At 70.1% G+C, this 26,188-nt stretch carries 19 protein-coding genes; 4 read left to right on the plus strand and 15 right to left on the minus strand.

What is annotated here, in order from left to right; all coding sequences use genetic code 11:
• Nucleotides 1-123: 123 nt before the first annotated feature.
• The 4 genes from ACWCQ6_RS22125 to ACWCQ6_RS22140 all read right to left on the minus strand — a co-directional run bounded on the left by ACWCQ6_RS22125 (nucleotide 124) and on the right by ACWCQ6_RS22140 (nucleotide 5,047).
• A complete protein-coding gene (locus tag ACWCQ6_RS22125) occupies nucleotides 124-1,011 on the minus strand; it encodes an ABC transporter permease (RefSeq protein ID WP_451091657.1) in 888 nt (295 codons plus the stop codon).
• Complete coding sequence (locus ACWCQ6_RS22130; protein ID WP_451091659.1) at nucleotides 998-1,981, minus strand: ATP-binding cassette domain-containing protein; 984 nt, start codon at nucleotides 1,979-1,981, stop codon at nucleotides 998-1,000. Before ACWCQ6_RS22130 ends, ACWCQ6_RS22125 begins: the two co-directional genes overlap by 14 nt.
• A gap of 385 nt (nucleotides 1,982-2,366) precedes the next feature.
• Complete coding sequence (locus ACWCQ6_RS22135) at nucleotides 2,367-3,617, minus strand: LolA family protein (RefSeq protein WP_451091661.1); 1,251 nt, start codon at nucleotides 3,615-3,617, stop codon at nucleotides 2,367-2,369.
• Between the two features lie 419 nt (nucleotides 3,618-4,036).
• On the minus strand, nucleotides 4,037-5,047 hold the full coding sequence (locus ACWCQ6_RS22140; RefSeq protein WP_451091663.1) for a polyprenyl synthetase family protein: 1,011 nt from the start codon (nucleotides 5,045-5,047) through the stop codon (nucleotides 4,037-4,039).
• A 156-nt stretch (nucleotides 5,048-5,203) separates the two neighbouring features.
• Between ACWCQ6_RS22140 and ACWCQ6_RS22145 the strand changes: the two genes are divergently transcribed.
• The 4 genes from ACWCQ6_RS22145 to ACWCQ6_RS22160 all read left to right on the plus strand — a co-directional run bounded on the left by ACWCQ6_RS22145 (nucleotide 5,204) and on the right by ACWCQ6_RS22160 (nucleotide 11,095).
• Nucleotides 5,204-6,703 carry a peptide MFS transporter gene (locus tag ACWCQ6_RS22145; protein WP_451091665.1) on the plus strand — a complete coding sequence of 500 codons (1,500 nt, stop codon included), beginning with the start codon at nucleotides 5,204-5,206 and terminating at the stop codon, nucleotides 6,701-6,703.
• A 9-nt stretch (nucleotides 6,704-6,712) separates the two neighbouring features.
• Nucleotides 6,713-8,707, plus strand: a complete 1,995-nt coding sequence (locus tag ACWCQ6_RS22150) for a CocE/NonD family hydrolase (RefSeq protein ID WP_451091667.1) — start codon at nucleotides 6,713-6,715, stop codon at nucleotides 8,705-8,707.
• Between the two features lie 140 nt (nucleotides 8,708-8,847).
• Nucleotides 8,848-10,077: a fumarylacetoacetase gene (gene fahA, locus ACWCQ6_RS22155; RefSeq protein WP_451091669.1), complete on the plus strand. Its 1,230-nt coding sequence runs from the start codon at nucleotides 8,848-8,850 to the stop codon at nucleotides 10,075-10,077.
• 409 nt (nucleotides 10,078-10,486) lie between these two features.
• The gene (locus tag ACWCQ6_RS22160) at nucleotides 10,487-11,095 is read left to right on the plus strand and encodes a Uma2 family endonuclease (RefSeq protein WP_451091671.1); all 609 of its coding nucleotides are present in this window, start codon (nucleotides 10,487-10,489) and stop codon (nucleotides 11,093-11,095) included.
• A 31-nt stretch (nucleotides 11,096-11,126) separates the two neighbouring features.
• On the opposite strand, the gene recQ is transcribed toward ACWCQ6_RS22160, so the two are convergent.
• From recQ to nuoE, 11 genes are all read right to left on the minus strand, one after another.
• Nucleotides 11,127-13,106, minus strand: coding sequence for a DNA helicase RecQ (gene recQ, locus ACWCQ6_RS22165; RefSeq protein WP_451091673.1), 1,980 nt, complete (start codon nucleotides 13,104-13,106; stop codon nucleotides 11,127-11,129).
• Between the two features lie 138 nt (nucleotides 13,107-13,244).
• Nucleotides 13,245-14,909 carry an NADH-quinone oxidoreductase subunit NuoN gene (gene nuoN / locus ACWCQ6_RS22170; protein ID WP_451091675.1) on the minus strand — a complete coding sequence of 555 codons (1,665 nt, stop codon included), beginning with the start codon at nucleotides 14,907-14,909 and terminating at the stop codon, nucleotides 13,245-13,247.
• The gene (locus ACWCQ6_RS22175; protein WP_451091677.1) at nucleotides 14,906-16,477 is read right to left on the minus strand and encodes an NADH-quinone oxidoreductase subunit M; all 1,572 of its coding nucleotides are present in this window, start codon (nucleotides 16,475-16,477) and stop codon (nucleotides 14,906-14,908) included. The genes nuoN and ACWCQ6_RS22175 overlap by 4 nt, the downstream gene beginning before the upstream one ends.
• A gap of 5 nt (nucleotides 16,478-16,482) precedes the next feature.
• On the minus strand, nucleotides 16,483-18,378 hold the full coding sequence (gene nuoL, locus ACWCQ6_RS22180) for an NADH-quinone oxidoreductase subunit L (protein WP_451091679.1): 1,896 nt from the start codon (nucleotides 18,376-18,378) through the stop codon (nucleotides 16,483-16,485).
• A gap of 14 nt (nucleotides 18,379-18,392) precedes the next feature.
• Nucleotides 18,393-18,692, minus strand: coding sequence for an NADH-quinone oxidoreductase subunit NuoK (gene nuoK / locus ACWCQ6_RS22185; RefSeq protein WP_451091681.1), 300 nt, complete (start codon nucleotides 18,690-18,692; stop codon nucleotides 18,393-18,395).
• Nucleotides 18,689-19,516, minus strand: coding sequence for an NADH-quinone oxidoreductase subunit J (locus tag ACWCQ6_RS22190; RefSeq protein WP_451091683.1), 828 nt, complete (start codon nucleotides 19,514-19,516; stop codon nucleotides 18,689-18,691). The genes nuoK and ACWCQ6_RS22190 overlap by 4 nt, the downstream gene beginning before the upstream one ends.
• Entirely contained in the window at nucleotides 19,513-20,160 is a 648-nt protein-coding gene (gene nuoI, locus ACWCQ6_RS22195) for an NADH-quinone oxidoreductase subunit NuoI (RefSeq protein ID WP_451091685.1), read from the minus strand. The genes ACWCQ6_RS22190 and nuoI overlap by 4 nt, the downstream gene beginning before the upstream one ends.
• Nucleotides 20,153-21,556 (minus strand): NADH-quinone oxidoreductase subunit NuoH, encoded by a 1,404-nt coding sequence (nuoH, locus tag ACWCQ6_RS22200; RefSeq protein ID WP_451091687.1) that lies wholly within the window; start codon nucleotides 21,554-21,556, stop codon nucleotides 20,153-20,155. The genes nuoI and nuoH overlap by 8 nt, the downstream gene beginning before the upstream one ends.
• Complete coding sequence (locus tag ACWCQ6_RS22205; RefSeq protein ID WP_451091689.1) at nucleotides 21,553-24,084, minus strand: NADH-quinone oxidoreductase subunit G; 2,532 nt, start codon at nucleotides 24,082-24,084, stop codon at nucleotides 21,553-21,555. The genes nuoH and ACWCQ6_RS22205 overlap by 4 nt, the downstream gene beginning before the upstream one ends.
• Nucleotides 24,081-25,457, minus strand: a complete 1,377-nt coding sequence (nuoF, locus tag ACWCQ6_RS22210; protein ID WP_451091691.1) for an NADH-quinone oxidoreductase subunit NuoF — start codon at nucleotides 25,455-25,457, stop codon at nucleotides 24,081-24,083. Before nuoF ends, ACWCQ6_RS22205 begins: the two co-directional genes overlap by 4 nt.
• Nucleotides 25,457-26,176, minus strand: a complete 720-nt coding sequence (gene nuoE, locus ACWCQ6_RS22215) for an NADH-quinone oxidoreductase subunit NuoE (RefSeq protein ID WP_451091728.1) — start codon at nucleotides 26,174-26,176, stop codon at nucleotides 25,457-25,459. Before nuoE ends, nuoF begins: the two co-directional genes overlap by 1 nt.
• Between the last annotated feature and the right edge of the window lie 12 nt (nucleotides 26,177-26,188).

Genomic DNA, 26,188 nt, shown 5'->3' on the forward strand with positions numbered 1-26,188 from the left:
CGGAACGTGCCGTGTCGCATCGTTCCCGCAGTTCGCACCGTTCGTGCCGTTCGTGCCGCGACGAGCCGATCGGGGGACGGCTCGCCCGGCCGACGGCGCGAATGGGGCGTTGCGCCCCGTGCGTCAGGCGGTGATGTCCTTCGTCGTGAAACGGGCCCAGGCCGCCGAGCCGAACACCACCGCGTACAAGCCCTGAAGCCCCAGGTTCTTGACCACTTCGTCCCAGTAGACGGGGGCGCGCAGCAGATCCGCGTACGACATCCAGTGGTGCGGGAAGAGATACGGGTGCAGCGCGCTCAACTGCGGGATGCCGTCCACGATCTGAACGGTGATCAGCAGTCCGACGGTGGTGGCCATGGCCGCGATGCCGCTGCCGGTGAGGGTCGAGACGAACAGGCCGACCGCAGCGAACCCGGTCAGCGACGCCGCGACCACCACCGCGATCAGCCCGGCCCGCAGCAGTCCCTCACCGAAGCCGATCCGTGTCCCCGAGATGGTGGTGACCTCGCCGACGGGGAAGAGCAGCACGCCCACGGCGAGCGCGGAGAGCGCCACGACCAGGGTCGCGACCAGGCAGAACACCAGCACCGAGGCGTACTTCGTCAGCAGCAGCCTGGTGCGGCCGGCCGGGGCGACCAGCAGATAGCGCAGCGTTCCCGCGTTGGCCTCGCCCGCGACCGAGTCGCCCGCGACGACCCCGACTGCCATCGGCAGGAAGACCGGGAGCGTCACGGCGAGGGCGGCGAAGACAAGGAAGAGTCCGTTGTTGGTGATCTGGGAGAGGAAAGCCGGGCCCCCTCCGCCGCCGCCCGGTCCGGGCGAGGAGCCGCCGTCCGTCTCGATCCGCACCGCGACCCCGATCAGCACGGGCACGGCGGCCAGCACCCCCAGCAGCGCGAGGGTGCGCCAGCGGCGGAGCGTGGTGGTCAGTTCGGAGCGGAGGATCCCGAAGGTCCACAACGGGCTCGGCGCCCGGCCCGCCCCGGCGACTGCGGCTTCAGCCTGCGACATCGAAACCCTCTCCGGTCAGTGCGACGAAGGCGTCCTCCAGCGAGGCCCGCTGGACGCCGAAGGACCTCAGGCGTACTCCGGCGTGCACCAGCGCCCCGCTGAGGTCGGCGAGTTCCACGTCGCCCGGCGGGGCCTCGGCGCTCACCCGGTCACCGTCGACCGCGATCCCGGTGACGCCAAGCTCCTTGAGGACCCGGGCGGCCTCTCCCGGGTCGGGGGTGGTGACGGCCAGCCGGCCTCGGGCGCCCGCGGCCAGCTCCGCGACCGGGCCCTGGGTGATCAGCCGGCCCCTGGCCATCACCGCGGCGTGCGTGCAGACCTGCTCGATCTCGTCGAGGAGGTGCGAGGAGAGGAAGACGGTGGTGCCGTCCGCAGCCAGTTCCCTGACCAGGGTGCGGATCTCCCGCATGCCCTGCGGGTCCAGGCCGTTGGTCGGCTCGTCGAGGACGAGCAGGCGGCGCGGCTGGAGCAGGGCGGCGGCGAGGCCCAGGCGCTGTTTCATGCCGAGCGAGTACGCCCTGGCCTTCTTCCCGGCCGCCGCGGCCAGCCCGACCCGGTCCAGGGCCTGCCCCACCCGGACCCGGCGGGTGCGCGGATCGGCGGTGGGGTCGGCGGAGTCGTACCGCAGCAGATTGTCCCGGCCGCTCAGGAAGCCGTACAGCGCGGGCCCCTCGATCAGCGCGCCGACCTGCGGGAGCACGGTGCGGGCGGCGCCCGGCATGGTGTGGCCCAGCAGCCGCGCGGTGCCGGACGTCGCCTCGATCAGGCCCATCAGCATCCGGATGGTGGTGGTCTTGCCCGAGCCGTTGGGGCCGAGGAATCCGAAGATGCTGCCGGCGGGGACGCTGAGGTCGAGGCCGTCGACGGCGAGCTGGCCGCCTCGGTAGCGTTTGGTGAGGCCCCGGGCCTCGATCACGGCTCCCGGCTCGGTGACCGTCGTCGGTTCGACGACGGTCCCGGACTCTGTCATGCGTACTCCCCATGGGTCGGGCAGGGCCCGTCCGCCGGACGGGCCAGGGCCTGTCGTCAAACTGCCGTCGTCGCCCGAAGGGCGGCCGCGCGGCGTCCGGTGCGTGCGATCGCAAGGCGTCGGAATGGACTCGGTCGGGTCTCCCTGCTCGAACGCACTCGAACACGCTTGAGAGTTCGAGGAAGGAGCTACCAGGCTATTCCGGCAACGCCGCGAGCGTGCGTGCCAAACGCCGCGCGGCAGACGGCATTTTGACGGCAGGCCCCCAGGGCGGACCGCCCCGCCGTACGGGGCGGATGCCGTTGGTCAATTCGCATTGACCAACAGCACCCAGAGCGTACGGCGGGGCGGGTGGGCGGTGCGGGAAGCGCGGCGCGCCCCGGCGTCAGGAGGCGCTGTTCGCCGCCCGGACCAGCGCGTCCTTGGTGACCGCGCCGACGTACACCTTGCCGTCGTCCGTCATCAGGGCGTTGACCAGGCGGGTCTTGAAGACCGTGCCCGAGCCGAACGTTCCGGTGACCTTGTCGCCCAGCGCGTCCAGGAACTGCTGGGCCTCGGCCGGGACATCGTCCGACGCCTTCGAGGGGAGGCCGGTGCCACCCGGGGTCGTGATCTCGGCGATGGCGTTCCAGCCCTCGCCGATGACCTTGGCGTCCTTGACTCCCTGGTCCCCGGCGCCCAGCTCCCCGACACCCGGGATCAGGCCGCCGAGGCTCTTGTCGGCCTTGTGCTGCGCCTTCGCGTCGTCGGCCTCGGTCACCTCGGTGCCCTTGGGCGGGGTGAACGTGAACGAGGAGGCGTCCGGCTTCGAGAAGTCGACCGCGGTGAAGCCGGCGTCGACGACGGCCTTGCCGCCGCTGCTCGGAAGCAGCGTGAACTTCAGCGGCACGCCGTTCTGCGCGTCGACCGCGACCGTGACCGAACCGATCGTGGAGCCGCTCTGCTTCGGCTTGACGACCAGCTTGTACGCGTCGCGCCCGGCGACCTGCGCGGTGCCGTCGACCGTCACCGACGTGGTGGGACCGGCCGCCTTCAGCACCTGCTCGGCAAGTGCCTTCGGGGTGGTGGGCACGCCCTCGGGAACGGGGTGCCCGGACTTCTTCCCGGCCTCCTTGCCCGCCTGGTCCTCGGTGGCGTGGTAGGCCTGGTCGGACTTGCTGTCGTACGCCCAGACCTGATCGCCGTTGCGGATCATGCTGTACTCGGACGCGTCGTCCAGGATCGACAGCCGCTGCTTGTCGGGGCCGTCGGCGGCCACCCGGAGGGTGTGCGTGCCGGAGGCCAGCTCCGTCATCCGCTCCTGCGGGTCGGCGCTCGAACCACCCTTGCCGCCCGTGTCGCCCGGGGCGAAGGATTCGGCCAGACCGCCGAGCGACGGGATGCCGAAGTCCGTGCTGATCTTCACCGTGCCGGAGAGCTGCTCGGCGTCCGAAGCGGCGATCTTCTCGATGAGTTCCTGTGCGCTGATCTTCGGCAGATCGGGGTCGCCGGAGCTCGCGAGCGCCGGGACGAGCCCGATCGTCGCGGCCGCGACTCCCGCCACCGCGACCGGGACGATGTAGCGCGCCGCCTTGCGGCGGCCTGCGGCGGTGCCCCTGGTCCCGCCGTCGGTTCCTGCGCTGTCGTTCGGTGCCATGTGTGCCCTACCTCCGTGGTCGGCGGCTTCCGTCCGGTTGCACTCGTCCACTCCGTGCCGCCATTCTCACCCGGTTTGGTCAGGAGTGGTTGTTCTCCATCTGACCAAACCCGGGGCACGGAGGCGTCAGCCCCCGGGAGCAACTCCACATACCTCTTCGGTATGACACAGCACGCCGTTTGCGCCCCCGTCCAGTAGGGGACGCCACGACGACGGCTCAGATCCTGCAGGACGGCCTCGGACCGGATGGCGGACGTGGTCCGGTGCGTGCGATTCCAAGGCGGAGGACAGAGCCGGACGGGGTCTCCCCCGTTCGAGCGGAGCCGAGAGCTCGGGCAAGGAGCGCCGGCGACCGACGGCAACGCGGGCAGCGTGCGTGCCCACCACGCCCACCCGGTCGGAGGTCACCCGACAGGCTCTCAGCCCGCGCGGTGCACCACCGCGTCGCACAGCTCCCGCAGCGCGGCCTTCGCATAGCCCTCGGGCAGCGGCGCCAGCGTGGCCCGCGCCTCCTCCGCGTACCGGACGGTGTCCCGCCTGGCCTGCTCCAGCGCCGGGTGGGCGCGCAGCCTGCGCAGCACCTCGGCGTGCCGGGCGTCGTCGCTGAGGTCGCCGGCGAGCAGTTCGACGAGCTCCAGGTCCTCCGGCTTCCCGTCGGCCTCCGCCTGCGCCCGCAGGTGGAGCACGGGGAGGGTGGGGATGCCCTCGCGCAGATCGGTGCCCGGGGTCTTCCCGGACTCGTGGGAGTCGGACGCGATGTCGAGCACGTCGTCGGCGAGCTGGAAGGCGACGCCGAGCCGCTCCCCGTACTGGGTGAGGATGTCCACGGCCGAGCCGTCCGCGCCGGCCATCATCGCGCCGAACCGGCAGGACACCGCGATCAGCGAGCCGGTCTTGCCGCGCATCACTTCGAGGTAGTGCTCGACCGGGTCGCGGCCGTCGCCGGGCCCCGCGGTCTCCAGGATCTGGCCGGTCACCAGACGCTCGAACGCCTCCGCCTGGATGCGTACGGCCTCCGGGCCGAGGTCGGCCAGTATGTGCGAGGCGCGGGCGAAGAGGAAGTCGCCGGTCAGCACGGCCACCGAGTTGCCCCAGCGGCTGTTGGCGCTGTCCACGCCGCGGCGCACATCCGCCTCGTCCATCACGTCGTCGTGGTAGAGCGTCGCGAGGTGCGTCAGCTCGACGACGACGGCCGCGGGCACCACGCCCGGTGCGTCCGGGTCGCCGAACTGGGCTGCCAGCATCGCCAGCAGTGGCCGGAAGCGCTTGCCCCCGGCGCGTACCAGATGTTGCGCGGCCTCCGTGATGAAGGGCACGCCGCACTTGGTGGCATCGAGCAGCCCGGACTCGACAGCAGCCAACCCGGCCTGGACATCGGCCTCAAGTGCCTGGTCCCGCACGCTCAGCCCGAATGGCCCGACGACGGTCACGAGGGGATCTCCTGTCTGCTGACGATCACACGGAATGTCGATGTGTCGCTGTCATCACTCAAGTCAGCGTATCCAATCCCCTTTGGATCACCGTGGGCGCCTTCCCGCCACCGCCGGTATGTTCGGGATCAGCTCATACGATCAGGAGTTCTCCCTTTGTCCCACACGGCCACCGACACCGAATCCAGTCAGCCGCCGCCCGAAGACGACCATGCATTTTTCGGCCAGCCACGAGGGCTGATGACCCTGTCCGGCCTGGAGGTCTGGGAACGCTTCTCGTTCCTGGGCATGCAGGCGATCCTGGTGCTCTACTTCGCGGACACCGTCGCCCACGGCGGCATGGGCATGGAGGCGGGCACCGCAGCATCGGTCTCAGCCGCCTACGGCACCCTCGTCTATCTGGTCTCCGTCGCCGGCGGCTGGCTGGCCGACCGGATCCTCGGCTCGTACCGAGCCGTCCTGTACGGCGGAATTCTCATCGCCTGCGGGCATTACGCCATGGCGGTGCCCACCGACACCATGACATGGGTCGGCCTCGGCCTGATCAGCGCCGGAACCGGTCTACTCAAGCCCAATGTTGCGACCATGGTCGGCAAGCTCTACCGCACCGCCGACGAGCGCCGCGACGCCGGCTTCGCCCTCTACTACATGGGCATCAACATCGGGGCGTTCCTCGGCCCGCTGGTCACCGGCTGGCTCGGGGAACACGCGAGCTGGCACTGGGGTTTCTCGGCCGCCGCCCTCGGTATGACCCTCGGTCTGATCCAGTACGTGCTGGGCCGGCGTCACCTGGCCGGCCGAACGCGCAGCGCCGAATTCGCGCTGGCACCGGCACCCATGCGGCGCGCCGTTCGGCTGATCGTGGCCGGCGCCGTCGTGGTAGCAGCCGTCGCCACCGCGCTCGCCCTGACCGGCTGGCTGACCATGGACCGCTTCGTCGACCTGCTCACCCTGATCTCGGTGATCGCACCGGTCGTCTACTTCGCGGTGATGTTCCGCAGCCCCCGGGTCACCTCGCAGGAGCGTGGCAGGCTCCGCCCGTACGTGGTGCTGTTCCTGGCGTCCGTCGTCTTCAACTTCATCCTGTTCCAGGCGTACTCGACGATGATGCTGCTCGCGTCGACCAACGCCCGTACCGAGATCTTCGGCTTCCAATTCCCGGCGAGCTGGTACGCCTCCGCGCTCGGCGCCTTCGAGGTCGCGCTCGCCCCGGTGGTCGCCGCGGTCTGGGCCCGGATGGGTCCGCGTCAGCCGCACGCCTCCAACAAGATCGCGATCGGGGTGATCCTCGGCGGGCTGTCCTTCCTGCTGATGGTGCTGCCGACCTCCGGACACTCCGGCGACACCTACAAGATGGCCGCCTGGTGGATCGTCGGCTCGTACCTGCTGCTCGGCCTCGGCGACATCCTGCTGGAGACCTCCGGCATGTCCGCGACCACCAAGCTCGCCCCCAAGGCGTTCGCCAGCCAGACGATGGCCCTCTGGTTCCTCTCGCTGGCCCTCGCCAACGGCATCCAGGCCCAAGTCGTGAAGCTGTACGGCGAGGTCTCCAACGCCGCCTACTTCGGTGTCAATGGCGCGATCGCGGTGGTGGCCGGTGTGGCCGTGATCGCCGCCGCACCCTGGCTCAAGCGCACCATGCACCCCGTCCACTGAGGTACCACCATGCACATCCGCACCACGTTCCCGTACGAGACCACCCATGAGGACGTCCGCATCCCGCTGCCGGACGGCACCCGGCTGTACGCCCGGATCTGGCGGCCCGTCACCGACGAACCGGTGCCCGCGCTGCTCGAATACCTGCCCTACCGGCTGAGCGACTGGACGGCGCCGCGGGACTGGCAGCGCCACCCCTGGTACGCGGGCCACGGCTACGCCTCCGTCCGCGTGGACGTACGCGGACACGGCAACAGCGAGGGGCTGCCGGGCGACGAGTACGACGCGACGGAGCTCGCCGACGGCGTCGCCGTCATCCACTGGCTGGCCCAGCAGCCGTGGTGCTCCGGCCGGGTCGGCATGTTCGGCATCTCCTGGGGCGGCTTCAACTCGCTCCAGATCGCCGCGCTGGCCCCCGAGCCGCTGAAGGCGATCGTCACCGTCTGCTCGACCGACGACCGCTACGACAACGACGTCCACTACATGGGCGGCTCGGTCCTCGCCGTCGACATGCACGCCTGGGCGGCGACCATGCTGGCCTTCGTCTCCCGGCCGCCGGACCCGGCACAGGTCGGCGAGGGCTGGAAGGACATGTGGCTGAAGCGGCTGGAGGCCGTCGACCCCTTCATCCACACCTGGCTGGCGCACCAGACCCGCGACGACTACTGGAAGCACGGCAGCGTCTGCGAGGACTACTCCGCGATCCAAGCGAAGGTCCTCGCGGTGGGCGGCTGGCACGACCCGTACCGCGACACCGTCCTGCGGCTCGTCGAGCACCTCGATCCGGACCGGGTCCGCGGGCTGATCGGGCCGTGGTCGCACCAGTATCCGGACCGCGGGCTGCCGCCGGGGCCGTCGATCGGCTTCCTCCAGGAGACGCTGCGCTGGTGGGACCAGCACCTGAAGGACAAGGACACCGGCGTCATGTCCGAGCCGCTGCTGCGGTCCTGGATCAGCGAGTCGCACCGCCCCGCCACGGTGTACGAGACGATGCCGGGCCGCTGGGTCGGCGAGCACAGCTGGCCGTCCCCGAACATCGAGCCGGCCGTGTACGCCCTTGGGGGCGGCCCGCAGATCGTCGACTCGCCGCAGCAGACGGGACTGGACGCCGGGCGGTTCTTCCCGTTCGGCAACGACGCCGACCTGCCGCCCGACCAGCGCGACGAGGACGCCAAGTCGGTCTGCTTCGAATTCCCGGTCGAGGACGCCCCGATCGAGATCCTCGGCCGCCCCCGGGTGAAGCTGCGGATCCGGATGGACGTGCCGCGCGGCCAGGCGATCGCCCGGCTCTGCGACGTCGCGCCGGACGGCTCCTCCACGCTGGTCACCCGGGGCGCGCTCAACCTCTCCGCCCGCAACGGCCGGGACCGCGCGGACGACTGGCCGGTGGGCCGCACCGAGGAGGTGACCTTCGAGCTGAACGGCATCGGGCACACCTTCCCGCCCGGCCACCGGATCAGGCTCGCGGTCTCCTCCTCGTACTGGCCGTGGATCTGGCCGCAGGCCGGGTCGGTGGGCTTCACCCTGGACGCCGACGGCAGCCTCGTCGAACTGCCGGTGCGCCGGCCCGTCGAGGAGGCGGCGATCCGGTTCGAGGAGCCGGAGCAGTCGGAGCCGCTCGGCGTGGTCCACCCGGTGACGCTCGACGAACAGCGCCCGGAGCGGCTGGTGGTCCGCGATGTCGCCAAGGGCGAATGGCGGCTGGAGGTCGACCCGCGCTACGGCGGCACCCGGGTCTACCCGGACGGCCTTGAGTTCACCGAGGACGCCCTGGAGACGTACACGGTCCGGGAGAACGACCCGCTCTCCGCACGCACCCGCTCCGACTGGACGATCCGGCTGCACCGGCCGGAGCTGGCGTGGGACGTACGGATCGAGACGCGCTCCGAGATCAGTGCAGACGACAGCGACTTCATCACCTCCGACGAGGTGGTCTGCAAGGAGGGCGGCGAGGTCGTCTTCCACCGCACCTGGGAGAAGCGGATCCCGCGCACGGCGGGCTGAACGGAAGGCACCGCCGTGCCCCGCGCACCCGGGGCACGGCGGAACTTTCCAGGCATCGCGGGCAGTTGGGACACTCCCACGAGGGGGCGGCGCCGACGTAACGTGTCCCCCAAGCGACCTGGAAAGCGAGGCGGCAACACATGCCCGAGCAGAGCAGTCCGCTCGATCTGGCCGAGGGCGACCCCTTCGGTCCGCACAACCTTCCCTACGGAGTGTTCTCCACCCCCGGCCACCCCGAGGACCGCCGGGTCGGCGTCCGCATCGGCAACCACGTACTGGACGCCGGAGCCGCGGCGCACGCGCTCGGCTCCCCCTACGCGCAGCTCCTCGCGCAGCCGGACCTGACCGCGCTGCTCTCGGCGGGCCGCACCGCGTGGCGGGACGTCCGGCGGGCGCTGACCGCGTGGGTGACGGTCCCGGCGCACCGCGCCGACATCGAACCGCTGCTGCACCCGGTCGACTCCGTGACGCTCCATCTGCCGTACGCGGTCGCGGACTACGTCGACTTCTACGCCAGCGAGAACCACGCCGCCAACGTCGGACAGATCTTCCGGCCGAACGGCGAGGCGCTGACGCCCAACTGGAAGCACCTCCCGATCGGCTACCACGGCCGGTCCGGCACCGTCGTCGTCTCGGGCACGGACGTGGTGCGCCCGTCCGGCCAGCGCAAGGCACCGACCGACGCGGCCCCGGTCTTCGGCCCCTCCGTCAAGCTGGACATCGAGGCCGAGGTCGGCTTCGTCGTCGGCGTGGGCTCCGAGCAGGGCCGCCCGGTCCCGCTCGGCGGCTTCCGCGACCACGTCTTCGGGCTCTGCCTGCTCAACGACTGGTCGGCGCGGGACATCCAGGCCTGGGAGTACGTCCCGCTCGGCCCGTTCCTCGGCAAGTCCTTCGCCACCTCCGTATCGGCCTGGGTGACACCGCTGGAGGCCCTGGAGTCGGCCCGTATCGCTCCCCCGGCCCGCGACTTCCCGCTGCTCCCCTATCTGGAGGACGCCGACGAGGAGGAGGCCGGCGGCCTCGACCTGCGGATCTCCGTCGCGATCAACGGCCAGGTGGTCGCCGAGCCGCCGTTCGCCACGATGTACTGGACGGCGGCCCAGATGCTGGCCCAGATGACGGTGAACGGCGCGTCGCTGCGCACCGGCGATCTGTACGGCTCCGGCACGGTCAGCGGCGCCGAGCCCGGCCAGCGCGGCTCCCTGCTGGAGCTGACCTGGAACGGCCGCGACCCGCTGGACCTCCCGGACGGCAAGCGCACCTTCCTGGAGGACGGCGACACGGTGACGATGACCGCCTGGGCCCCGGGCCCGGACGGCACCCGGGTGGGACTCGGCGAGGTCACCGGCCGGATCGTTCCCGCTGCTTGACCCCGCCCGCTCCGGAGCTCACGCTCCCCGAGGAGCTGCTGCTGCTCGCGCCGGCCCCGCGGCGCGGCAGCCGTACCACTCCGGTCGTTCCCTGGAGTACGGGACGGGCGGGCGCGGTCCCGCGGGAGCTGGAGCTCCGGGGCCGGGTCACCGGACAGGGCGGCCGGACACGGGTGGTCAGCCCGCTCCCTCCCGGGGAACCCGTTCCTCGCCCGGGTCCTGGGAAGCCTGTCGGACCCGGGCGTGGGCGGGCGCGCGGGCGGCGTCGGCACGCCGCTGTGGCCCCGGGGCAACCCGGGAGCCCGCTGGTCAGCAGTGTGCAGGGCGTTCACACGTTCGGGGGAGCCATGTCGCGTTCCCGGCGGATACGCTGGACAGTCCCACGAGACTCTGCGTCATGGGAGCACTGATGAGCGTCGAACCCGAGGCCCCCGAGCCGCGGTGGGCGGTTCCGCCCGTGGGCGGCTGGACCGCCGATGACCTGGACACACTCCCGAATCTGCCTCCGCACACGGAGCTGATCGACGGGAGCCTTGTTTTCGTGAGTCCGCAGACCGTATTCCATGAGCGTGCCATCGACTACCTCAAGTGGCAGTTGCAGTCGATCGCACCGACCGACCTGGAGGTCTTCCGCGAGTTCACCATCGACGTCGACTTCCAGAACAGGCCCGAACCCGATGTGGTCGTCGTGCGTGCGGACGTGGTCGAAGGCCTGCGGCAGACCCGCTTCCCCGCGGACGGCGTGCTGCTGGCCATCGAGGTCGTATCCGAGGAATCCGTCACCCGGGACCGGGAGACCAAGCCCGTGAAGTACGCGCGGGCGAAGATCCCGCACTACTGGCGGGTGGAGAACCACGACGACCGGGCGGTGGTCTACGTCTTCGAGCTGGAGCCGTCGACCGGGGCCTACACCTCCACCGGCATCTTCCACGACCGGATGAAGGTCTCCGTCCCCTTCCCGATCGATCTGGATCTCACCGCCATCACGGCGCGCCGCCGGGCGGCGGACCCGCAGTAGGCCGGTCCGCGGCGCCGCCCGACTCCCGTACTCACTCGTACTCGGGCGGCTCCTCGTCCCAGCCGAACTCGGGGTCCGATTCGGGGGCCGACGGGGCCGGTGCGGCTTCGTGTGCCGGGGCCGATTCCGCGGGAGCCGGTTCCCCCGGTTCCCCGAACGTCGCAAGCACCTCCAGCACCCCCTCCCCGTACGTCGCCAGCTTCTTCTCGCCCAGTCCGCTGATCCCGCTCAGCGCGGACACCGAGTCCGGTCGCACCGTGGCGATCTCGCGCAGGGTCGCGTCGTGGAAGATGACGTACGCCGGGACGCCCTGCTCCTTCGCCCGGACGCCCCGCCAGGCCCGCAGCGCCTCGAAGACCGGGACGGCCTCGGGGGCCAGCTCGGCGGCGACCGTCTGCGACTTCGGCTTGCGTTCGGCCTTCGTGGAGCGCGACGCGGGCTTCGGCGCCTCCTTGCGCAGCAGCACCTCGCGCTGTCGGCCGAGCACCGATCCACTCTCCTGCGTCAGCACCAGCGTGCCGTACTCTCCCTCGACGGCGAGCAGCCCCTGGGCGAGCAACTGCCGTACGACGCCGCGCCATTCGGCCTCGGACAGCTCCTCGCCGATGCCGAAGACCGAGAGCTGGTCGTGGTCGAACTGGATGACCTTGGCGGTCCTGCGGCCGAGCAGGATGTCGATGATCTGGCCCGCGCCGAACTTCTGCCCGCGCTCCCGCTTCAGCCGCACCACGGTCGACAGCAGCTTCTGCGCGGCCACCGTGCCGTCCCAGCTCTCGGGCGGGGTGAGGCAGGTGTCGCAGTTGCCGCAGTCCGCGGTGGTGGGCTCCTGGCCGAAGTACGTCAGCAGCTGGGCGCGGCGGCACCGGACCGTCTCGCACAGGGCCAGCATCGAATCGAGGTGGGAGGCCGCGCGGCGGCGGAAGGCCTCGTCTCCCTCGCCGCCCTGGATGAGCTTGCGCTGCTGGACGACGTCCTGGAGGCCGTACGCCATCCAGGCCGTGGACGGCAGTCCGTCACGGCCGGCGCGACCGGTCTCCTGGTAGTAACCCTCGACCGATTTCGGCAGGTCGAGATGGGCGACGAAGCGCACGTCCGGCTTGTCGATGCCCATGCCGAAGGCGATGGTCGCGACGACGACCAGGCCCTCCTCGCGCAGGAACCGGGACTGGTGGACGGCGCGGGTGCCCGCGTCGAGCCCCGCGTGGTACGGGACGGCCTCGATGCCGTTGCGGCAGAGGTACTCGGCGGTCTTCTCCGTCGAGTTGCGCGAGAGGCAGTAGACGATGCCCGCGTCCCCGGCGTGCTCGTCCTTGAGGAAGGAGAGCAGTTGCTTCTTCGGGTCGGCCTTCGGCACGATCCGGTACTGGATGTTGGGCCGGTCGAAGCTGGCGACGAAATGCTTGGCGTCGGGCATGCCCAGACGCTGGGTGATCTCCTGGTGCGTGACGTCCGTCGCGGTCGCCGTCAGGGCGATGCGCGGTACGTCGGGCCAGCGCTGACCGAGGACGGAGAGGGTCAGATAGTCCGGGCGGAAGTCGTGACCCCACTGGGCCACGCAGTGCGCCTCGTCGATCGCGAAGACGGAGATCTCGCCGCGCGAGAGCAGCGTGAGCGTGGAGTCCAGCCGGAGCCGTTCCGGGGCCAGGTAGAGCAGATCGAGCTCACCGGCAAGGAACTGGGCCTCCATCGAGCGGCGCTCGTCGAAATCCTGCGTGGAGTTGATGAAGCCGGCCCGCACCCCGAGCGCCCGCAGCGCGTCCACCTGGTCCTGCATCAGGGCGATCAGGGGGGAGACGACGACGCCCGTACCCGCTCTGACCAGCGCCGGGATCTGGTAACAGAGGGATTTGCCGCCGCCGGTCGGCATGAGCACGACGGCGTCCCCGCCGGCCACCACATGATCGACGATCGCTTCCTGCTCGCCGCGGAACGCCTCGTACCCGAACACCTTGTGCAGCGTCCGCCGCGCGTCGCTCTCGGTCACATCCATGGTCCCGCCCGTCGTGCCCATCGCTCTGTCCCCCGGGTCCGTCCCGCGTCGTACTCGTTGCCGCCGTCCCCTGCCACGATAGGCGCCGCCCACGACAACGCCGGACGGGCTCGACTTCTCAAGCCCGTCCGGCGCGGTCCCGGCTGCGTGGCGTGTGCGCTACCTCACGAACACTCCCGCCTGGCTCGCCAGGTCGAGGAAGTACTGCGGGGCCAGGCCCAGCACCAGCGTGACCGCGACACCGACCGCGATCGTCGTCATCGTCAGCGGGGACGGCACGGCGACCGTGGGGCCGTCCGCCTTCGGCTCGCTGAAGAACATCAGCACGATGACCCGGATGTAGAAGAACGCGGCGATCGCCGAGGAGATCACACCGACCACGACCAGTCCGACCGCGCCGCCGTCCGCCGCGGCCTTGAACACGGCGAACTTCCCGGAGAACCCGGAGGTGAGCGGGATACCGGCGAAGGCCAGCAGGAACACCGCGAAGACCGCGGCGACCAGCGGCGAGCGCCGGCCGAGCCCGGCCCACTTCGACAGGTGCGTGGCCTCGCCGCCCGCGTCGCGCACCAGGGTGACGACGGCGAACGCACCGACCGTCACGAAGGAGTACGCGCCCAGGTAGAAGAGGACCGACGAGATGCCGTCCGGGCTCGTCGCGATCACACCGGCGAGGATGAATCCGGCGTGCGCGATCGAGGAGTAGGCCAGCAGCCGCTTGATGTCGGTCTGCGTGATGGCGACGACCGCACCGCCCAGCATCGTGATGATCGCGACGGCCCACATGACCGGGCGCCAGTCCCAGGCGAGGCCCGGCAGCACCACGTACAGCAGGCGCAGCAGCGCGCCGAACGCGGCGACCTTGGTGGCCGCGGCCATGAAGCCGGTGACCGGGGTCGGGGCGCCCTGGTAGACGTCCGGGGTCCACATGTGGAACGGGACGGCGCCGACCTTGAAGAGCAGGCCGGTCAGGATCATCGCGCCGCCGATCAGCAGCAGCGCGTCGTTGCCCATGGTGTCGGCGAGTGCCGGGTCGATCTGGCTGACGGAGCCGTCGACCACGTTCGCGATCGCCGCATACGAGACGGAGCCCGCGTACCCGTAGAGCAGGGCGATCCCGAAGAGCAGGAACGCCGAGGAGAAGGCGCCGAGCAGGAAGTACTTCACCGCGGCCTCCTGCGACATCAGCCGCTTGCGGCGGGCGACGGCGCACAGGAGGTAGAGCGGGAGGGAGAAGACCTCCAGGGCCACGAAGAGCGTCAGCAGATCGTTGGCCGCGGGGAAGATGAGCATGCCGGCCACCGAGAAGAGGACCAGCGGGAAGACCTCGGTGGTGGTGAATCCGGCCTTGACCGCCGCCTTCTCGCTGTCGCTGCCGGGGACCGCTGCGGCCTGGGCGGCGAAGGAGTCGACGAGCTTGCCGTGCGAGGCGGGGTCGAGCCGCCGCTCGGCGAAGGTGAAGACGGCGACCAGCGAGGTCAGCAGGATGGTGCCCTGCAGGAACAGCGTCGGCCCGTCGATCGCGATGGCGCCCATCGCGGCGATGTGCGCCTTCGTCGTGCCGTATCCGCCGGCCGCCAGTCCGACGACCGCGGCGAACGCGGCGGCGAGGGCGACGACCGCGAGGAAGACCTGCGTGTAGTAACGGGCCCGGCGCGGCACGAAGGCCTCGACGAGTACGCCCACGACGGCGACACCGATCACGATGAGGACCGGGGCCAGCTGGGTGTACTCGATGACCGGTGCCTTGAACTTCTCGACCGGGGCGGCCGATGTCACCCCGCCCGCCGTTGTCCACAGGCTGTGGACAGCTGTTGCGCTCACTTGGCGGCCTCCACCTCAGGCTGGGGGTCCTTCTTCTGGACGTCCGACATGGTGTGCTGCACCGCCGGATTGACGATCTCCGTCAGCGGCTTCGGATAGACACCCAGGAAGAGCAGCAGCGCGATCAGCGGAAGGACCACCACCAGCTCCCGGACCTTGAGGTCCGCCATGCCCTGGACCTCGGCCTTCACCGGGCCCGTCATCGTCCGCTGGTAGAGGACGAGGACGTAGAGCGCAGCGAGCACTATGCCGGTCGTGGCGATGATGCCAGCCGCCGGATACGCGCTGAACGTGCCGACCAGGACCAGGAACTCGCTGACGAACGGGGCGAGTCCGGGCAGCGACAGGGTGGCCAGAGAGCCGATCAGAAAGGTGCCGGCCAGGACGGGCGCCACCTTCTGCACCCCGCCGTAGTCGGCGATGAGCCGCGAACCGCGCCGGGTGATCAGGAAGCCCGCCACCAGCATCAGCGCGGCGGTCGAGATGCCGTGGTTGACCATGTAGAGCGTGGCGCCGGACTGGCCCTGGCTGGTCATCGCGAAGATGCCCAGGATGATGAAGCCGAAGTGCGAGATCGACGCGTAGGCGATCAGGCGCTTGATGTCGCGCTGGCCGACGGCGAGCAGCGCCCCGTACACGATGCTGATCAGCGCCAGGGCGACGATCACCGGCGTGGCCCACTTGCTGGCCTCCGGGAAGAGCTGGAGACAGAAGCGGAGCATCGCGAACGTGCCGACCTTGTCGACGACCGCGGTGATCAGGACGGCGACCGGGGCGGTCGCCTCGCCCATCGCGTTGGGCAGCCAGGTGTGCAGCGGCCACAGCGGGGCCTTCACCGCGAAGGCGAAGAAGAACCCGAGGAAGAGCCAGCGCTCCGTGCTGGTCGCCATGGAGAGCGAGCCGCTCGCACGGGCCTCGGCGATCTCGGAGAGCGAGAACGTCCCCGCGACGACGTAGAGCCCGATCACGGCGGCCAGCATGATGAGCCCGCCGACCAGGTTGTAGAGCAGGAACTTGACCGCGGCGTAGGAGCGTTGCGCCGCCGCGTTCTCGTCGGTGCCGGTGTGGGCCCGGTCCCCGAAGCCGCCGATGAGGAAGTACATCGGGATGAGCATGGCTTCGAAGAGGATGTAGAAGAGGAAGACGTCGGTGGCCTCGAAGGAGAGGATCACCATCGCTTCGACCATCAGGATCAGGGCGAAGAAGCCCTGGGTCGGCCGCCAGCGCGAGGACTTCGTCTCGAGGGGGTCGGCGTCGTGCCAGCCGGCCAGGATGACGAAGGGGATCAGCAGGGCGGTGAGCGCCATCAGCGCCACCCCGATGCCGTCCACACCCAGTTCGTAGCGGACGCCGAAGTCCTTGATCCAGGCGTGCGATTCGGTGAGCTGGTAGCGGTCGCCGCCGGGCTCGAAGCGGGCGAGGGCGATGCCCGCCAGCACGAGCGTGGCCAGCGAGAAGACCAGCGCCAGCCATTTGGCGGCGGTGCGCCGGGCGGCCGGGACGGCAGCGGTGGCGACCGCGCCGATCGCCGGGAGCGCCGCCGTCGCTGTCAGGAGGGGAAAGGACATGGTGATCAGACCGCCCTCATCAGCAGGGTCGCGGCGATGAGAACCGCCGTACCGCCGAACATCGAGACCGCGTAGGAGCGGGCGTAGCCGTTCTGCAGCTTGCGCAGCCGGCCGGAGAGCCCGCCCATCGTGGCCGCCGTGCCGTTGACGACGCCGTCGACCAGGGTGTGGTCGACGTAGACCAGGGAGCGGGTGAGGTGCTCGCCGCCGCGGACCAGGACCACGTGGTTGAAGTCGTCCTGGAGGAGGTCGCGGCGGGCGGCCCGGGTGAGCAGCGAGCCGCGCGGGGCGACGACCGGCACGGGCTTGCGTCCGTACATCGCCCAGGCGATGGCGACGCCGATGACGAGCACCACCATGGTGGCGGCGGTGACCGTCGTGGCGCTGACCGGTGCGTGTCCGTGGCTGTGTCCGGTGACCGGCTCCAGCCAGTTGAGGAAGCGGTCGCCGATGGAGAAGAAACCTCCGGCGAAGACCGAACCGAACGCGAGGACGATCATGGGGATGGTCATCGACTTCGGGGACTCGTGCGGATGCGGCTCGTGGCCTTCCGCGTCGGGCTGCCAGCGCTTCTCGCCGAAGAACGTCAGCAGCATCACGCGCGTCATGTAGAACGCGGTGATCGCGGCGCCCAGCAGGGCCACCGAGCCCAGGATCCAGCCCTCGGTGCCGCCCTTCGCGAAGGCAGCCTCGATGATCTTGTCCTTGGAGAAGAAGCCGGACAGGCCGGGGAAGCCGATGATCGCCAGATAGCCGAGGCCGAAGGTGATGAAGGTGACCGGCATGTACTTCCTGAGGCCGCCGAACTTCCGCATGTCGACCTCGTCGTTCATGCCGTGCATGACCGAACCTGCGCCGAGGAAGAGCCCTGCCTTGAAGAAGCCGTGCGTCACCAGGTGCATGATCGCGAAGACATAGCCGATCGGGCCGAGCCCGGCGGCCAGGATCATGTAGCCGATCTGCGACATCGTCGACCCCGCGAGGGCCTTCTTGATGTCGTCCTTCGCGCAACCGACGATCGCACCGAAGAGCAGCGTGACCGCTCCGACGACCACGACGGCCAACTGCGCGTCCGGCGCGGCGTTGAAGATAGCGCCGGACCTGACGATGAGGTACACACCCGCGGTCACCATGGTCGCGGCGTGGATGAGGGCCGAGACCGGGGTCGGGCCCTCCATCGCGTCACCGAGCCAGGACTGCAGCGGCACCTGGGCCGACTTGCCGCAGGCCGCGAGCAGCAGCATCAGGCCGATCGCCGTCAGCTTGCCCTCGCTCGTCTGCCCCGTCGCTTCGAGGACCGGGCCGAAGGCGAAGGTGCCGAAGGTGGTGAACATCAGCATGATCGCGATCGACAGGCCCATGTCGCCGACCCGGTTGACCAGGAATGCCTTCTTGGCGGCCGTGGCCGCGCTGGGCTTGTGCTGCCAGAAACCGATGAGCAGGTACGACGCCAGACCGACGCCCTCCCACCCGACGTACAGCAGCAGGTAGTTGTCGGCGATGACCAGGATCAGCATCGCCGCGAGGAAGAGGTTCAGATAGGCGAAGAAGCGGCGCCGGCGCTCGTCGTGCTCCATGTAGCCGATCGAGTAGATGTGGATCAGGGTGCCCACACCGGTGATCAGCAGCACGAACGTCATCGACAACTGGTCGAGCTGGAAGGCCACATCGGCCTGGAAGCCCTCGACCGGAATCCAGCTGAACAGCTTCTGGTGCAGCGTCCGGTCCTCCGCACCCTTCCCCAGCATGTCGAGGAAGAGCACCACACCGATGACGAACGACACGGCGGCGAGCAGGGTGCCGAGCCAGTGTCCGGCCCGGTCCAGCCGTCGGCCGCCGCAGAGCAGGACCGCCGCTCCGAGCAGAGGCGCCGCGACGAGCAGCGCGATCAGGTTCTCCACGATTCAACGTCCCCTTACAGCTTCATCAGGCTGGCGTCGTCGACCGAGGCCGAGTGGCGGGAACGGAACACCGATACGATGATCGCGAGCCCGACCACGACCTCGGCGGCGGCGACGACCATCGTGAAGAAGGCGATGATCTGGCCGTCGAGATTGCCGTGCATCCGGGAGAAGGTCACGAGCGCGAGGTTGCAGGCGTTGAGCATCAGCTCCACGCACATGAACAGCACGATCGCGTTCCGCCGGATCAGCACCCCGGCCGCGCCGATGGTGAACAGCAGGGCTGCGAGATAGAGGTAGTGGACCGGATTCACTTGGCGACCTCCTCTTCATCGTTGTCACGGCCGAGCCGTTCCTCGGAGCGCTGCTCCAGCGCCTTGAGCCGGTCCAGCGACTCGTTCGACACATCGCGGATCTGGCCGCGGTTTCGCAGCGTCTGCATGACGCTGAGCTCGGCAGGCGTGCCGTCCGGGAGCAGGCCCGGGATGTCCACGGCGTTGTGCCGGGCGTAGACACCGGGGGCGGGCAGCGGCGGCAGCTGCTTTCCGCGTACGCGCTCCTCGGACATCTCCCGCTGGGTCCTGGCCCGTTCGGTGCGCTCCCGGTGGGTGAGCACCATCGCGCCGACCGTCGCCGTGATCAGCAGGGCGCCGGTGATCTCGAAGGCGAAGACGTACTTGGTGAAGATGAGGCTGGCGAGCCCCTCGACGTTCCCGCCGTGCTCGGCGTTGGCGGTGCCGAGTCCGTTGAAGCTGTTCAGCGAGGCGTTGCCGATACCGGCGATGAGCAGGACGCCGAAGCCGAGCCCGCAGCCCGCAGCCAGCCAGCGCTGCCCCTTCAGGGTCTCCTTCAGCGAGTCGGCCGCGGTGACACCGACGAGCATGACCACGAAGAGGAACAGCATCATGATTGCGCCGGTGTAGACGACGATCTGGACGATGCCCAGGAAGTAGGCGCCGTTGGCGAGGTAGAACACCGCAAGGACGATCATGGTCCCGGCGAGGCTCAGCGCGCTGTGCACGGCCTTCTTCATCAGTACGGTGGACAGTGCGCCGATCACGGCGACGATCCCGAGCACCCAGAACTGGACGGCCTCACCGGTCGAGGTCTGGGAGGCCGCAGCGGCCAGGGCGGTCATGCGCCCACCTCCTGCGCCGAGCCGTTGTTCCCGTGGTGCGCGTCGTCCGGCTTCTCGCCCTTGGAGACGGCGACCTGACGCTCCGTACCGGGTGCGGCCTCGGTGACCAGCCCCCGGTAGTAGTCCTGTTCGTCCATCCCCGGGAAGATCGCGTGCGGGGTGTCGACCATGCCCTCCTCCAGGCCCGCGAGCAGCTCGTCCTTGGTGTAGATGAGGCTTTCGCGGCTGGTGTTGGCGAGCTCGAACTGATTGGTCATCGTCAGCGCCCGGGTCGGGCAGGCCTCGATGCACAGTCCGCAGAAGATGCAGCGCGCGTAATTGATCTGGTAGACGCGGCCGTAGCGCTCACCCGGGGAGTAGCGCTCCTCGTCGGTGTTGTCCGCGCCCTCGACGTAGATCGCGTCCGCCGGGCAGGCCCAGGCGCACAGCTCGCAGCCGATGCACTTCTCCAGTCCGTCCGGGTGGCGGTTGAGCTGGTGCCGGCCGTGGAAGCGCGGCGCCGTCGCCTTCGGCGTTTCCGGATACTGCTCGGTCAGCCGCTTCTTGAACATGGCCTTGAAGGTCACGCCGAAGCCGGCGACGGGATTCTGGAACTTCTCCTCCGAGGATCCCGAGGATCCCGAGGACTCCGATGACTCAGACACCGTCGGCCTCCTTTCCGTCACTCGAACGTTCGTCACTCTGAGTATCCGCCCCGCCACTGGCAACGAGCTTCCGCTCGCCCCGCGGCCTGCGGCGCGGCACCGGCGGCAGGGTCTGTCCGGGCAACGGCGGCACCGGGAACCCGCCCGCCATCGGGTCGAACGCCGGCTCAGGTCCGGCCTCCGCCTCGGCGGCCCGGCCCTTCTTGTCGCGGAAGACGTCGGCGACGAAGGAGATCAGCAGGATCGCGATCACGGCCCCGGCCACGTACAGCACGATCTTCGTGAAGTCGTAGCCCTCGTTGCGCAGCGCCCGCACCGTCGCGACCAGCATCAGCCAGACCACGGAGACGGGGATCAGGACCTTCCAGCCGAGCTTCATCAGCTGGTCGTAACGGACCCGGGGCAGCGTGCCGCGCAGCCAGATGAAGAAGAAGAGCAGCAGCTGGACCTTGATGACGAACCAGAGCATCGGCCACCAGCCGTGGTTCGCGCCCTCCCAGAAGGTGCTGATCGGCCACGGGGCCCGCCAGCCGCCCAGGAACAGGGTCGTGGAGACCGCGGAGACGGTGACCATGTTGACGTACTCGGCGAGCATGAACATCGCGAACTTGATCGACGAGTACTCGGTGTTGAAGCCGCCGACCAGGTCGCCCTCGGACTCCGGCATGTCGAACGGGGCGCGGTTGGTCTCGCCGACCATCGTGACGATGTAGATGATGAACGAGACCGGCAGCAGGATGATGAACCAGCGGTCCTGCTGCGCCTCCACGATCTTCGAGGTCGACATCGACCCCGAGTAGAGGAAGACCGAGGCGAACGCGGCGCCCATCGCGATCTCGTAGCTGATCATCTGCGCGCAGGAGCGCAGACCGCCGAGGAGCGGGTACGTCGATCCGGACGACCAGCCGGCCAGCACGATGCCGTAGATCCCGACCGAGGCGACCGCGAGGATGTAGAGCACCGCGATCGGCAGGTCGGTGAGCTGCATCGTGGTGCGGTGCCCGAAGATCGATACCTCGTTGCCGGACGGGCCGAACGGGATCACCGCGATCGCCATGAACGCCGGGATGGCGGCGACGATCGGGGCGAGCACGTAGACGACCTTGTCGGCCCGCCTGACGACCACGTCCTCCTTCAGCATCAGCTTGATGCCGTCGGCGAGCGACTGGAGCATGCCCCAGGGGCCGTGCCGGTTGGGACCGATGCGCAGCTGCATCCAGGCGACGACCTTGCGCTCCCACACGATGGAGAAGAGCACGGTCACCATCAGGAACGCGAAGCAGAACACCGCCTTGATGACGACGAGCCACCACGGGTCCTTGCCGAACATCGACAGGTCCTCGGCGGCGAGCACGACGCTGTGCGGTGCCGCGGCCAGTTGAGCGAAGGCACTCACGCCCCCACCTCCGGTGTGACGTCGGGAGTACCCGGTGCGGCGGGGCCGATCCGGACCAGACCGCCGGGCCGGGCGCCGGTGTCGGCCGGTACGCCCCGCCCGGCGGAGTTCAGCGGCACCCAGACCACCCGGTCCGGCATGTCGGTGACCTTCAACGGGAAGGTGACGCTGCCCGCCGGGCCGGTGACGGCCAGCAGATCACCGTCCTTCACGCCCGTCTCGGCCGCGGTGGCCGCGGACAGCCGGGCGACCGCGGCGTGCCGGGTGCCGGCCAGCGCCTCGTCGCCCTCCTGGAGCCGGCCCAGGTCGAGCAGCATCCGGTGGCCCGCGAGGACGGCCTCGCCGTCGCCGGGCCTGGGCAGCGGCTGCGCCGGCTCGTTCGGTTCGGTGGCGCGCGCCCCGCTCCAGCCGCCGAGCCGGTCCAGCTCACGGCGTACGGACCTCAGGTCCGGCAGCGCGAAGCGACCGGGCCCCTCGGCGGCCGCGGTGCGGGCCATCGCGTCGGCCAGCATGTGCAGCACCCGGGCGTCGCCCGGCGCGAGCGTGCGCGTCATCTGCTCGGGCTTCAGCGCCGCCTCGAACATCCGCGCCCTGCCCTCCCAGTTGAGGAAGGTGCCGGACTTCTCGGCCACCGCGGCGACCGGGAAGACCACATCGGCGCGCTCGGTGACCTCGCTCGGCCGCAGCTCCAGCGAGACCAGGAAGCCGACCTGGTCCAGGGCCTCCAGGGCCCGCGCCGGGTCCGGCAGGTCCACGACCTCGACCCCGGCGACGACCAGCGCGCCCAGCTCGCCGGTGGCCGCGGCCTCGACGATCTGGCCGGTGTCGCGGCCGAAGCGGGACGGGAGTTCGGCGACGCCCCAGGCGGCCGCCACCTCGTCCCTGGCCCGCGGGTCGGTCGCCGGACGGCCGCCGGGCAGCAGCGACGGAATTGCGCCCGCCTCCACCGCGCCGCGCTCGCCGGCCCGGCGCGGGATCCACACCAGCTCGGCCCCGGCCGCGGTGGCCGTCCGTACCGCGGCGGTGAACCCGCCGGGCACCGCGGCCAGCCGCTCACCGACCACGATCACGGCGCCCTCGCCACGCAGCGCCTCGGCCGCCGCGGCTCCGTCGCCCTCCAGCCCGACACCGCCCGCGAGCGCGTCCAGCCACTCGGTCTCGGTGCCGGGGGCGGCGGGAAGCAGCGTGCCGCCCGCCTTCTCCAGGCCGCGGGTGGCGTGCGAGGCGATGGCGTAGGTGCGCTGTCCGTGCTTGCGGTTGGCCTTGCGCAGCCGCAGGAAGACGCCGGGCGCCTCCTCCTCCGACTCGAACCCGACCAGCAGTACCGTCGGGGCCTTCTCCAGCGAGGTGTACGTGATCCCGCTGCCGTCCACATCGTGTCCGCGCCCGGCGACGCGGGCGGCCAGGAAGTCGGCCTCCTCGCCGCTGTGGACCCGGGCCCGGAAGTCGATGTCGTTGGTGTCCAGCACGGTCCGGGCGAACTTGCTGTACGCGTAGGCGTCCTCGACGGTCAGCCGGCCGCCGGTGAGCACACCGGTCCGGCCGCGCGCGGCGGAGAGGCCGGCGGCCGCGGCGGCCAGCGCCTCGGGCCAGCTCGCCGGTTCCAGGACGCCGTCCGCGTTGCGCACCAGCGGGGTGGTGAGCCGGTCCCGCTGCTGCGCGTAGCGGAAGCCGAAGCGGCCCTTGTCGCAGATCCACTCCTCGTTGACCTCGGGGTCGTCGGCGGCGAGCCGCCGCATGACCTTGCCGCGCCGGTGGTCGGTGCGGGTCGCGCAGCCGCCCGCGCAGTGCTCGCAGACGGACGGCGAGGACACCAGGTCGAAGGGGCGGGAGCGGAATCGGTACGCCGCCGAGGTCAGCGCCCCGACCGGGCAGATCTGGATGGTGTTCCCGGAGAAGTACGACTCGAACGGGTCGCCCTCGCCCGTACCGACCTGCTGGAGCGCGCCGCGCTCGATCAGCTCGATCATCGGGTCGCCCGCCACCTGGTTGGAGAACCGGGTGCAGCGCGCGCAGAGCACGCATCGCTCACGGTCCAGCAGCACCTGGGTGGAGATCGGGACGGGCTTCTCGTAGGTGCGCTTCTTGCCGTCGAAGCGGGAGTCCGCGTCGCCGTGCGACATCGCCTGGTTCTGCAGCGGGCACTCGCCGCCCTTGTCGCAGACCGGGCAGTCCAGCGGGTGGTTGATGAGCAGCAGCTCCATCACACCCTTCTGGGCCTTCTCGGCGACCGGCGAGGTGAGCTGCGACTTCACCACCATGCCGTCGGTGCAGGTGATGGTGCAGGACGCCATCGGCTTGCGCTGGCCCTCGACCTCGACGATGCACTGGCGGCAGGCGCCGGCCGGGTCGAGGAGCGGGTGGTCGCAGAAGCGCGGGATCTCGATGCCGAGGAGTTCGGCGGCCCGGATGACCAGGGTGCCCTTGGGCACGCTGATCTCGATGCCGTCGATGGTCAGCGTGACCAGGTCCTCGGGCGGGATGGCCGCCTCGCCGCCCCCGGAGGGCGCACTCGTGGTGACTGTCATGCGTTCACCCCCTGGTGAGCGTTCTTGTCGTCGGCCCAGACGGTCGACCTGGCGGGATCGAAGGGGCAGCCCTTGCCCGTGATGTGCTGCTCGTACTCCTCGCGGAAGTACTTCAGCGAGGAGAAGATCGGCGAGGCGGCGCCGTCGCCGAGGGCGCAGAAGGACTTGCCGTTGATGTTGTCGGCGATGTCGTTCAGCTTGTCGAGGTCGGCCATCTGTCCCTTGCCTGCCTCGATGTCCCGGAGCAACTGGACCAGCCAGTAGGTGCCTTCGCGGCAGGGCGTGCACTTGCCGCAGGACTCGTGGGCGTAGAACTCGGTCCAGCGGGTGACGGCCCGCACGACGCAGGTCGTCTCGTCGAAGCACTGGAGCGCCTTGGTGCCGAGCATGGAACCGGCGGCGCCGACGCCCTCGTAGTCGAGCGGTACGTCGAGGTGCTCGTCGGTGAACATCGGGGTCGACGAGCCGCCCGGGGTCCAGAACTTCAGCCGGTGGCCGGGGCGCATGCCGCCGCTCATGTCGAGCAGCTGGCGCAGCGTGATGCCGAGCGGCGCCTCGTACTGGCCGGGGCCCGCGACGTGCCCGCTGAGCGAGTACAGCGTGAAGCCGGGTGACTTCTCGCTGCCCATCGACTTGAACCACTCCTTGCCCCGGTTCAGGATCGCGGGAACCGAGGCGATGGACTCGACGTTGTTCACCACAGTGGGGCAGGCGTACAGACCGGCGACCGCGGGGAAGGGGGGTCGCAGCCGGGGCTGGCCACGCCGTCCTTCGAGAGAGTCGAGCAGCGCGGTTTCCTCACCACAGATGTACGCACCGGCACCGGCGTGCACCGTGAGTTCCAGATCGAGCCCCGAGCCCAGGATGTTCGTCCCCAGATAACCCGCCTCGTACGCCTCTCGTACCGCCTCGTGCAGACGCCGCAGTACGGGGACGACCTCACCGCGCAGGTAGATGAACGCGTGCGACGAACGGATCGCGTAACAGGCGATCACGATGCCCTCGATGAGGCTGTGCGGGTTGGCGAACAGGAGCGGGATGTCCTTGCAGGTGCCCGGTTCCGATTCGTCGGCGTTGACAACCAGATAGTGCGGTTTGCCATCGCCCTGCGGGATGAACTGCCACTTCATCCCGGTGGGGAAGCCCGCGCCGCCGCGGCCGCGCAGGCCGGAGTCCTTGACGTACGCGATGAGGTCGTCCGGTGCCATGGCGAGGGCCTTGCGCAGTCCCTCGTATCCCTCGTGGCGCCGGTAGGTCTCCAGGGTCCAGGACTCCGGCTGGTCCCAGAAGGCGGAGAGGACGGGGGCGAGCAGCTTCTCGGGGCTGTCCCCGTTGCCGCCTCCGTTGTCGTTGATCTCGGTCGTCAACGTCATCACTCCCCCTCCTCGGCGTGCGGGCGTTCGCCGCGCGGGGCGACGACGCGCGGATGCGGCTCCTCGCCCTTGGCGAGCCGGAGACCGATCAAGGAGGCGGGGCCCGCGCCGCCGGATGCCTCGACGGCACCGGGGCGCTCGTCGGGGAAGCCGGCCAGGATCCGGGCGGTCTCCTTGTACGAGCAGAGCGGGGCGCCGCGGGTGGGTTCGACGGTGCGCCCGGCGATCAGGTCGTCGACCAGGCGGGTCGCGCTCTCGGGCGTCTGGTTGTCGAAGAACTCCCAGTTGACCATCACCACGGGGGCGAAGTCGCAGGCCGCGTTGCACTCGATGTGTTCGAGGGTGATCTTCCCGTCCTCGGTGGTCTCGTCGTTGCCGACGCCGAGGTGCTCCTTGAGCCGGTCGAAGATCGCGTCGCCGCCCATCACCGCGCACAGGGTGTTGGTGCAGACGCCGACCTGGTAGTCACCGCCGGCTTTGCGCCGGTACATGGTGTAGAAGGTGGCGACCGCGGTGACCTCGGCGGTGGTGAGGCCGAGCAGCTCGGCGCAGAACGCCATGCCCGTGCGGGAGACGTAGCCCTCCTCGGACTGCACCAGGTGCAGCAGCGGCAGCAGGGCGGAGCGGCTGTCGGGGTAGCGGGCGATCACCTCCTTCGCGTCCGCTTCGAGCCTGGCGCGCACCTCGGCCGGGTAGGCGGGGGCGGGGAGCTGCGGCATCCCCAGACTGAC

Source organism: Streptomyces sp. NPDC001880, assembly GCF_053594575.1.

Bases quoted from the DNA above. Each gene is read 5' to 3' on its own strand.
- ACWCQ6_RS22125 (WP_451091657.1), bottom strand. From the start codon at position 1,011: ATGTCGCAGGCTGAAGCCGCAGTCGCCGGGGCGGGCCGGGCGCCGAGC.
- nuoF (WP_451091691.1), bottom strand. From the start codon at position 25,457: ATGACGTTGACGACCGAGATCAACGACAACGGAGGCGGCAACGGGGAC.
- ACWCQ6_RS22130 (WP_451091659.1), bottom strand. From the start codon at position 1,981: ATGACAGAGTCCGGGACCGTCGTCGAACCGACGACGGTCACCGAGCCG.
- ACWCQ6_RS22190 (WP_451091683.1), bottom strand. From the start codon at position 19,516: ATGACCGCCCTGGCCGCTGCGGCCTCCCAGACCTCGACCGGTGAGGCC.
- ACWCQ6_RS22135 (WP_451091661.1), bottom strand. From the start codon at position 3,617: ATGGCACCGAACGACAGCGCAGGAACCGACGGCGGGACCAGGGGCACC.
- ACWCQ6_RS22205 (WP_451091689.1), bottom strand. From the start codon at position 24,084: ATGACAGTCACCACGAGTGCGCCCTCCGGGGGCGGCGAGGCGGCCATC.
- fahA (WP_451091669.1), top strand. From the start codon at position 8,848: ATGCCCGAGCAGAGCAGTCCGCTCGATCTGGCCGAGGGCGACCCCTTC.
- nuoE (WP_451091728.1), bottom strand. From the start codon at position 26,176: ATGCCGCAGCTCCCCGCCCCCGCCTACCCGGCCGAGGTGCGCGCCAGG.
- ACWCQ6_RS22150 (WP_451091667.1), top strand. From the start codon at position 6,713: ATGCACATCCGCACCACGTTCCCGTACGAGACCACCCATGAGGACGTC.
- recQ (WP_451091673.1), bottom strand. From the start codon at position 13,106: ATGGGCACGACGGGCGGGACCATGGATGTGACCGAGAGCGACGCGCGG.
- ACWCQ6_RS22160 (WP_451091671.1), top strand. From the start codon at position 10,487: ATGAGCGTCGAACCCGAGGCCCCCGAGCCGCGGTGGGCGGTTCCGCCC.
- ACWCQ6_RS22175 (WP_451091677.1), bottom strand. From the start codon at position 16,477: ATGTCCTTTCCCCTCCTGACAGCGACGGCGGCGCTCCCGGCGATCGGC.